Genomic DNA, 8,216 nt, shown 5'->3' with positions numbered 1-8,216 from the left:
CCTATTGTATCACAAACGGGTGGGATGTCAAAGCAATTTCTGTGCAGCGGCTCCTTCTGCTTTATACATCGTAAAAAGGCAGACCGGGAAGATCTGCGGATTTTCCCGGTCTGCAAATAAAATAATAATTCTGCTGAAAATAGCCAGAGCGTAAGCGGAGACCATATCCAATCGTTGGCCTGCACTCGGCAGCTGGTCACAGCTTTTTGAACCCCTCCGGTTCATCTGCGGCGGCGCGGCGCTCCATCAGATAGGTGTCCAGCCAGCGGCCATGGCAGTCCCGCGCAATGCGCTCCCGGCGTCCTACCAGCCGGAAGCCGCACTTGGCGTGCAGGGCACGGCTGGCGGCGTTATCCTGTAAAACGGTGGATTGCAGCGTCCAGTACCCGGCCTTTTCGGCGGCGGCGCACAGGGCGCTCAACAGCCGGAAGCCCAGCCCGTGCCCCCGAAACTGCTCACCTACATAAATGCTCACCTCGGCCACGCCCCGGTAGCACCAGCGGGGGTCTATCCGGTGCAGGGCGCACCACCCTGCCAGAACTCCGCCGGAAAGAATGACCAGACGGCACGCCTTTGTGTGGGAAGCGTCCCACGCGGTATAGGGCGGGCATTCGGTCTGGAAGGTGGCGTATTCCGTAGCGATGCCCTCAACATAGATTCTGGAGACCGCGCCCCAGTCCTCCGGCGTCATAGGCCGGATGATGATCTTATCCATACTTTCATCCTCGGCGGGCCGAAAAAATGCCCACATTCTCTTTCCACTCCCGGATAGGTTTCAGTATAGCAGAATTTGTCGGGCGGTACAAGAAGCGGACTGCACAGAAATTGCTTTGACATCCCACCCGTTTGTGATACAATAGGGGAACAAGAATACGGAGCGGGGCAGTGCAGGGGCGTGCTGTCTCCCATGGAGGATGTATGAAGAAAACTGTACAGGTGCTGCTGTGTATGGTATGGCTTGTGCTTTGCGCGGCGCTGCCTGCCTTTGGCGCAGAGAGCGCACCCCATGTCACCGCAGAAACTACGATGGCACAGCTGCGCGCGAACCCGGCGATCCAAGGAACCGGCTATTATACATATTGCCGCGAGATGACGCCGCTGATGGTGGCACGCTGGAAAAACAAGACCCTGCACGATTATTTTGGCGACACCGACCGGGAATCCGGCATTGCTGCGCTAAACCTTATCATTGATAACTATAATAAGGGCGTCAAGGTCACCTATCAGGTCTACACCCCGGAGGAGATCGAACAAAATTCCAGTCTGGGTTGTGTGCAGCTGTTTTATTACCCGGCAGAGACGCCCAACGCCAAAACGGCTATCGTGATCCCCGGCAACGCCCTGACCATAACCTCAGAGATGGGCGAGGGCGGCTCCACCGCCTACGAGCTGCATAAACTGGGCTATGCTGTGTTTGTGCTGCGCTACCGCACCTTCTTGGATCTGGGCAACAACGCCCCGCTTCAGGATCTGGCACGGGCGGTGCAGCTGGTGACGAGCCTTGACGAGGAGCTTTCCATCCAGACGCAGAACTATGCGCTGGTAGGCTACTCCTCCGGTGGTCAGCTTGCGGGTGTGTTTGCGAACAAGGAGCGCGGCTACGGTCATTACGGCGTTGCAAGACCCGGCGCATTGCTGCTGGGTTATTCAGTTGTGAACTTTTCAGAGGTAAAGATCGCGTATCAGGCGTTTATGGATACCGGCAACTATGGGTGGCACTATTACTGCTCCAGTGTGGCAGATCTTATCACGGATGATTATCCGCCGGTATTTTTCTGGTACGGGAAGGATGACAAGGTGCTGCCTTGGATGATCAATCAGGTGCAGGGCCCAGCGCTGCAAGCAGCGCTGGAAGCTCATAAGGTGCCTTATGTTGTAAAGGTGTTTGAGTCTGCACCCCATTGCATCGGGGTAGGCGATAACACTGATGCCGAGGGCTGGCTGACGGAAGCTGTAGCTTTCTGGGAGCAGCAGACCGCTGCTTGACTATAAATAAAAAGGAGTAGAGCATGATGGATCAGAATACTTGTTTTGCATACCTGAACATGGAGCTGCCGGACGACATCCGCCGCCTGAAGGAGGCGGGCTACTACGATGCCGCCATTGCGCGCATCGATGCCTGTCTGGCTGAGGACTGGACTGCCAGCCAGAACCAGCCCCTGCACCCGCAGGGTGCGCTGCCGGTAAACCCCACTCCTCACGGCGTGGATGCGTGGCGGCAGGGTCTGCTGGCGCACCGGGAGATTTTGCGCCGTCTGCCGCGAGACTACACTCTCACCGCCGAGCAGCTGCTGAACCAGCTGCAAGCCACCCTGCGGGACTTTACCGCCGAGGAGTTCGCCGCGCTGGATGCTGCCGGTCAGATGGACTGGCGCTTTGTGGAGGGGAAGAAGCGCTATATCTACCGCGCCGCCGAAACGCTGGTGGCTACCCATCCCGACCTTGCCGCCCGTCAGCTGGACCCGCCCGTCCCGGAGCGCAGCTGGGATCGTTTTGAGCCCCAGCACGACCAGATGGTGCGCACCGGTGCAGTCAGCGCAGACATTACCCTGCGCACCAGCATCGGCATGACGGACGAGACCTTTGCCCATGCCCTTGCTGCCGCAAAGGCTGAGGGCAGAAACACCGTGCACGTCAAGGTGTGGCTGCCGCTGCCTGCTGCCTGCCCGGCACAGAGCAATATCACGCTGGACAGCTTTACCGCCCAGCCCACTTATATTGCGCCGGAAACCGCACCCCAGCGCACCGCGTACTGGGAGGCAGACCTTGCCGAGAACTGCCGCTTTGGGGCACAGTACAGCTACCGCAGCACTGCACACTACGCTGCCCCGCTGGAAATGCAGGCCGACCCGGTGCAGCCGGATTTTGACACCGCCGAGCAGCTGCCCCACATCGCCTTTACCCCCTATATGAAGGCACTGGCTGCGCAGCTGACCGAGGGCATCACCGACCCCGTGCAGAAGGCAAAGCGCATTTATGATTTTGTCACCCTGAACGTGCACTACCACTTCCAGCCCATGTATTTTGTGCACGAGAACATCACCGATAACTGCGCCCGCAGCCGCCGGGGCGATTGCGGCGTGATGGCCGCTACCTTTATCACCCTTTGCCGCATTGCAGGCATCCCGGCAAAGTGGCAGAGCGGCATGGTGGCACGGCCGGAGACAGCCGGCTGCCACGACTGGGCAATGTTCTACATCGCGCCCAAGGGCTGGATGTACGCCGATTGCTCTGCCGGTGCGTCTATGGCGCGTGCGGGCAACGAGAAGATGCGCCTGCACTACTTCGGCAATCTGGACACCGACCGCATGGTAGCTAACAGCGATATCTGCGCGCCCTTCGACCCGCCCATGTGTTCCTTCCGCGCCGACCCCTGTGATAATCAGGTAGGCGAGATAGAGGTAGACGGCGTGGGTCTGTACGGCCAGCAGGTGGAGACTACACACGAAATCGTAAAGCATCAGGAAGTATAAGCACATCCGGGTCTGCCATTACCGCAAGACCCGGATTTTTGAGTTAAAGGAGAATGTCTATGGGATTTTTGGCAGGACTGTATACGCTTTTGCTGGTGGCCATCTGCCTGTTGCAGGCGCTTTTGCTGTACCGCACCGGCAAGCCCGCCGCCCGGCAGGATGACGAAGCTCTGAAAGAGTGGCTGCGCCAGCAGTTGGAAGCACAGGCGCGGGTGTTGGAAGAAAAGCAGGCGCAGCAGGCACAGCAGAATCTGGCCGCGATGGCGCACATCAGCGACACCCTGCAAACCGCAGTGCAGGGCATGAGCAGTACCCTGACGGCAGGGCAGAACACCCAGCAGCAGACCATGGAGCAGCGCTTGCAGGGACTGGAAGCCTCCAATGTCCGCAAGCTGGAGGAGATGCGCAAAGCGCTGGCAGACGGCCTTGCCGCCATGCAGGCACAGAATGCCCAGAAACTGGATGAGATCCGCCATACTGTGGACGAGCAATTACAGGACGCGCTGCAAAAGCGGGTAACCGAAAGCTTTAAGGCGGTCAACGACCAGCTGGAGCAGGTGTACAAGGGCTTGGGCGAGATGCAGAGCCTTGCCGCCGATGTGGGCGGGCTGAAGCAGGTGCTTTCCGGCGTTAAGACCCGCGGCATTCTGGGCGAGATCCAGCTGGGCGCGATTCTGGAAGAGATCCTTGCACCGGAGCAGTACGACACCAACGTGGCCACCATCCCCGGCAGCACCCAGCGGGTGGAGTACGCCATCCGTATGCCCGGTGTGGACGGCAACAGTGTCTGGCTACCCATCGACTCCAAATTCCCCGGCGATACCTATGCCCACCTGCAGGATGCGCAGGCTTCCGGCGATGCACAGGCAGTGGAAAACGCCCGCCACGCGCTGGAACTGGTGCTGCGCAGCGAGGCAAAGGACATCCGGGAAAAATATGTGGAGCCGCCCTATACCACAGCCTTCGGCATCCTGTTTCTGCCCTTTGAGGGGCTGTACGCCGAGGTGGTGAACGCCGGGCTGTTGGAAGTTTTGCAGCGGGATTATCAGGTGAACGTGGCCGGCCCCAGCACCATGGCAGCATTGCTCAACAGCCTGCAAATGGGCTTCAAGACCCTTGCCATCCAGAAGCGCTCCGGCGAGGTGTGGCAGCTGCTGGGTGCGGTCAAGACCGAGTTTGATAAGTTCGGGCAGGGACTTTCCAAGATGCAGCAGCGCCTGCGCCAGACCGATGAAGAGCTGGATAACCTCATCGGGGTGCGCAGCCGTGCCATCAGCCGCAAGCTGCGTGCGGTGCAGACGCTGGACGAGAACACCGCCGCCACCCTGCTGGAGCTGGACACCGAGCCGGGCAGACCAGTAACGGCACGTCTGCCGGAGAGCGGGGAAGAGCTTTGATGCGCAGAAGCTCCCCGCATTATCCCTTGCGAAATTTCTGACGATGTGCTACAATAGGAATTGTTCTCAGAAATATTTGCCAATTTACGGCACAAGATAAACCCAAAAGGAGTCTGAACGGTATGAGCATGAAAAAAATCAGTGAAGCCATCCTTGGTGTGGGCGTGGACGATACCACCATCGACCTGTTCGAGAGCCAGTATCCGGTGCCCACCGGGGTCAGCTATAATTCCTATGTCATTCTGGACGAAAAGACCACCATTCTGGACACGGTGGACGCCCGCGCTACCGAGCCTTGGCTGGAAAACCTTGCCGAGGCACTGGGCGGCTGCAAGCCCGCCTATCTGGTGGTTTCCCACATGGAGCCGGACCACGGTGCTAACGTGGCAAAGCTGGCAGCACTTTACCCGGAAATGCAGGTGGTTGGCAACGCCAAGACCTTCCAGTATATGGAGCAGTTCTTTGGCGCAGATGCCATTGCCCCGGAGCGCCGCGTGGTGGTGAAAGATGGCGAGAGCCTGAGCCTTGGCACCCACACCCTCACCTTTGTGTTTGCTCCCATGGTGCACTGGCCGGAGGTCATGGTCAGCTATGAGAGCAGCGAAAAGGTACTGTTCTCCGCCGATGGCTTTGGCCGCTTTGGCGCGGTGGCAAAGTTTGACGAAAATGCCGACTGGGCCAGCGAGGCCCGCCGCTACTACCTGAACATTGTGGGCAAGTACGGCCCGCAGGTGCAGGCGCTGCTTAAAAAGGCCGCTGCACTGGATATCAAGACTATCTGCCCGCTGCACGGCCCGGTGCTCACCGGCGATCTGGGCAAGTACCTGAACTACTACGATCTCTGGTCCAGCTATAAGGCAGAGGAGCCGGAAAAGATTCTGGTGGCCAGCGCTTCCATCCACGGCCACACCCGCGCCGCCGCCCACACCATGGCTGAAAAGCTGCGCGCACAGGGCGCAAAGGTGGTGGAGATGGATCTGACCCGTACCGATGTGTCCTACGCTGTCACCGAGGCTTTCCGCTGCGGTAAGATCGTGCTGGCCTGTGCCACCTATGATGGTTTCCTCTTCCCGCCGATGGAAAACCTGCTGACCCACCTCAAAACCAAGAACTTCCAGAACCGCACCGTTGGCCTGATGGAAAACGGCACTTGGGCACCCATGGCTGCAAAGCTTATGCGTGCAGAGTTGGAGAGCATGAAAAATATCACCCTCTGCGAGAACGTGGTCACCATCCGCTCTGCCGCCAACGCCGCTGCCGAGGCACAGATGGACGCCCTTGCCGCAGAACTCGTGGCAAAGTAACACGATATAAAATCAGTTAAACGCAAACACTCCCGGACTTTCCATAAAAAGCCCGGGAGTGTTTTTTGTTCCATTATCTGCTAGATTATGAGCGGAAAACACAAAATTTTACGTCATTTTTTGAAATGGACACAAACAAAAAAGCGGCAAAACGAACAGATTTTGAACGTTTCACCGCCATATTCTGGAGCAGGATACGGGACTCGAACCCGCCGCCTACTGCTTGGGAAGCAGTCGCTCTACCGGATGAGCTAACCCTGCAAGTGCTCCATTATTGTAACAAAGCAGGGCAGGAATGTCAAGGCTTTTCCGCACGAAATTTGCGGTCAACTCATTTTGGCCCATGTCAGGTCCAGCACCGGGAAAAACGGGTCGAATACCAAGTCGCGCACGCCGTTTGCCAGCAGCAGACGCTTCTGCTGTGCCATCAGGGGCACCACGGTGCAGCTTTCCAGCAGCTGCTGCTCGCACTGCGCCAGCAGGGCACAGCGGGCTTTGCCGGTCTGTTGGGCGCTCAGTGCCAGCCGGTCAGCGTATACAGGATCAGCGTAGCCGGTCAGGCTGCCGCCCTCAGCGGTGAATTGCTGCAACATCTGGTACACGCTGCCGCCCTCTGCACGGATGGGCGCAAGGGCAATGGTGTATTTCCCGGCGGCAATGCGGGCGTCAAACTCGTCCTGTTCTACCTCTTCCACCGAGAAGAACAGGGAGCACTCCTTTTGCCATGCGCTGTTGATCTGGTCGGCCAGTTCGCCCAGCCCGGCGTTCTTGGGCAGCAGCAGGGTCACACCGGAAAAATCTGAGGTGGCCATGCCCTGCCGCGCAGCCAGATACAAAGCCTTAGGTTCAGAGATGGTGGGCAGGGGGTCACCGGCAGCATCGCGGTAGTCCAGCCCGTCTACGGTCAGCCCCTCCGGTACAAGTCCCTTTGCGGCGGCATACAGGCCGCCGGAGGGCACGGTGGCGTTTTCCCGGGCAATACCGGCCAACGCCTGCCGCAGCTGCTGGTTCTGGAACACTGAGCCCTCCGCCGTGTTGAAGAGCAGCGCCCATGTGGTGTCGGAATAGCTTACCGTCTGTAAGCTGGTGGCTTCGCCGCTCTCGTCCAGCGCTGCCGAGCATTTGTCGTCGGCAATAAGCTGGGCTGCACTTTTGCCGCTGCCGCTGGTGTCCTGCACCAGACGCAGACTGCCGACCAGCGGGCTTTCCACGGTGCGGCGTAAAAACAGACCGTTTGTTGTCCAGTTATACAGGTAAAAGCTGCCGCTTGCAAGCGTAGTCTTGGCGGTCAGCCCGTAGGTGCCCCGGGTGCTCTCAAAAAAAGCCTCGTCGCAGGGGGCTGCACCGGGCAATGCCAGCTTTGCTAAGAAGTTATCGTCCCGCTCGCTCAGCCGGAACACCAACGTCAGTGCCCCATTGGCCGAAACGCCCAGACTGCTTTCGTCCGCCAGTCCCGCTTGCACGGCGGCGCTGTTCTGGATGGCTGAAAACTCCACTGCGTAGGGCGAGGCGGTATCGGCACGGAAAATGCGCCGGAACGCAAACACAAAATCCTCGGCGGTAATGTCGTACTCTGTGGCGGCACCCTTGGCGGCTGCGTAGGTCAGGCCGTCCTTCAGGGTAAAGGTGTAGGTCAGCCCGTCTGAGGAGACTGTCCACTTCTCACAGAGCCCCGGCACAAGCTCGCCGTTCGGATCCTTGCGCACCAGTGTGCCGTACAGGTTTTCGCAGGCGATGACGTCCGATGCACCGGAAGCCACCTGCGGGTCCAGATTTGCGGGGATGCTGTCCACGAACCATGTAAAGCTGGCAGAGTTTGTGGAGCTGCCGCAGCCGGTCAGGGCAAAAAGAAACGCAGCAGCCAGCACCGCTGCGGTAAAACGTAACCATCGTTTCAAAAAGAATAACCTCATTCCGTTCATCTTCGCGCAGAAACGGCAAAAAACGCTCTGCAACGACAAGTGTAGCAGAAAGTAGCAGAAAAAACAATTGCCTTTTTGTGAATTTACCGGGCTTTTTGAAGCAGAGTGTGCGGTTTTCCG

General features: G+C 58.7%; 6 protein-coding genes and 1 tRNA gene. 4 read left to right on the top strand and 3 right to left on the bottom strand.

Annotated elements, in window-relative coordinates:
* Positions 1 to 196: 196 nt before the first annotated feature.
* The gene (locus tag WMO44_RS03480; RefSeq protein WP_349151753.1) at positions 197 to 715 is read right to left on the bottom strand and encodes a GNAT family N-acetyltransferase; all 519 of its coding nucleotides are present in this window, start codon (positions 713 to 715) and stop codon (positions 197 to 199) included.
* 203 nt (positions 716 to 918) lie between these two features.
* Here WMO44_RS03480 and WMO44_RS03475 point away from each other — a divergent pair, with 203 nt between their 5' ends.
* From WMO44_RS03475 to WMO44_RS03460, 4 genes are all read left to right on the top strand, one after another.
* Positions 919 to 1,986 carry an alpha/beta hydrolase gene (locus tag WMO44_RS03475; RefSeq protein ID WP_349151752.1) on the top strand — a complete coding sequence of 356 codons (1,068 nt, stop codon included), beginning with the start codon at positions 919 to 921 and terminating at the stop codon, positions 1,984 to 1,986.
* A 23-nt stretch (positions 1,987 to 2,009) separates the two neighbouring features.
* Positions 2,010 to 3,473: a transglutaminase-like domain-containing protein gene (locus tag WMO44_RS03470; RefSeq protein ID WP_349151751.1), complete on the top strand. Its 1,464-nt coding sequence runs from the start codon at positions 2,010 to 2,012 to the stop codon at positions 3,471 to 3,473.
* Between the two features lie 59 nt (positions 3,474 to 3,532).
* The gene (locus WMO44_RS03465; protein ID WP_349151750.1) at positions 3,533 to 4,870 is read left to right on the top strand and encodes a DNA recombination protein RmuC; all 1,338 of its coding nucleotides are present in this window, start codon (positions 3,533 to 3,535) and stop codon (positions 4,868 to 4,870) included.
* 122 nt (positions 4,871 to 4,992) lie between these two features.
* Positions 4,993 to 6,174, top strand: coding sequence for an FprA family A-type flavoprotein (locus WMO44_RS03460; RefSeq protein ID WP_349151749.1), 1,182 nt, complete (start codon positions 4,993 to 4,995; stop codon positions 6,172 to 6,174).
* Positions 6,175 to 6,359: 185 nt separating this feature from the next.
* Here WMO44_RS03460 and WMO44_RS03455 read toward each other — a convergent pair.
* Positions 6,360 to 6,435: transfer RNA gene (locus WMO44_RS03455), tRNA-Gly, on the bottom strand.
* A 65-nt stretch (positions 6,436 to 6,500) separates the two neighbouring features.
* Positions 6,501 to 8,072, bottom strand: coding sequence for a peptide ABC transporter substrate-binding protein (locus WMO44_RS03450; protein ID WP_349151748.1), 1,572 nt, complete (start codon positions 8,070 to 8,072; stop codon positions 6,501 to 6,503).
* Between the last annotated feature and the right edge of the window lie 144 nt (positions 8,073 to 8,216).

This window comes from Faecalibacterium tardum (assembly GCF_040096515.1).
Lineage (GTDB): Bacteria > Bacillota > Clostridia > Oscillospirales > Ruminococcaceae > Faecalibacterium > Faecalibacterium tardum.
The sequence above is the reverse complement of the archived record's forward strand: the minus strand, read 5'-3'. Positions and strand labels throughout refer to the sequence as shown.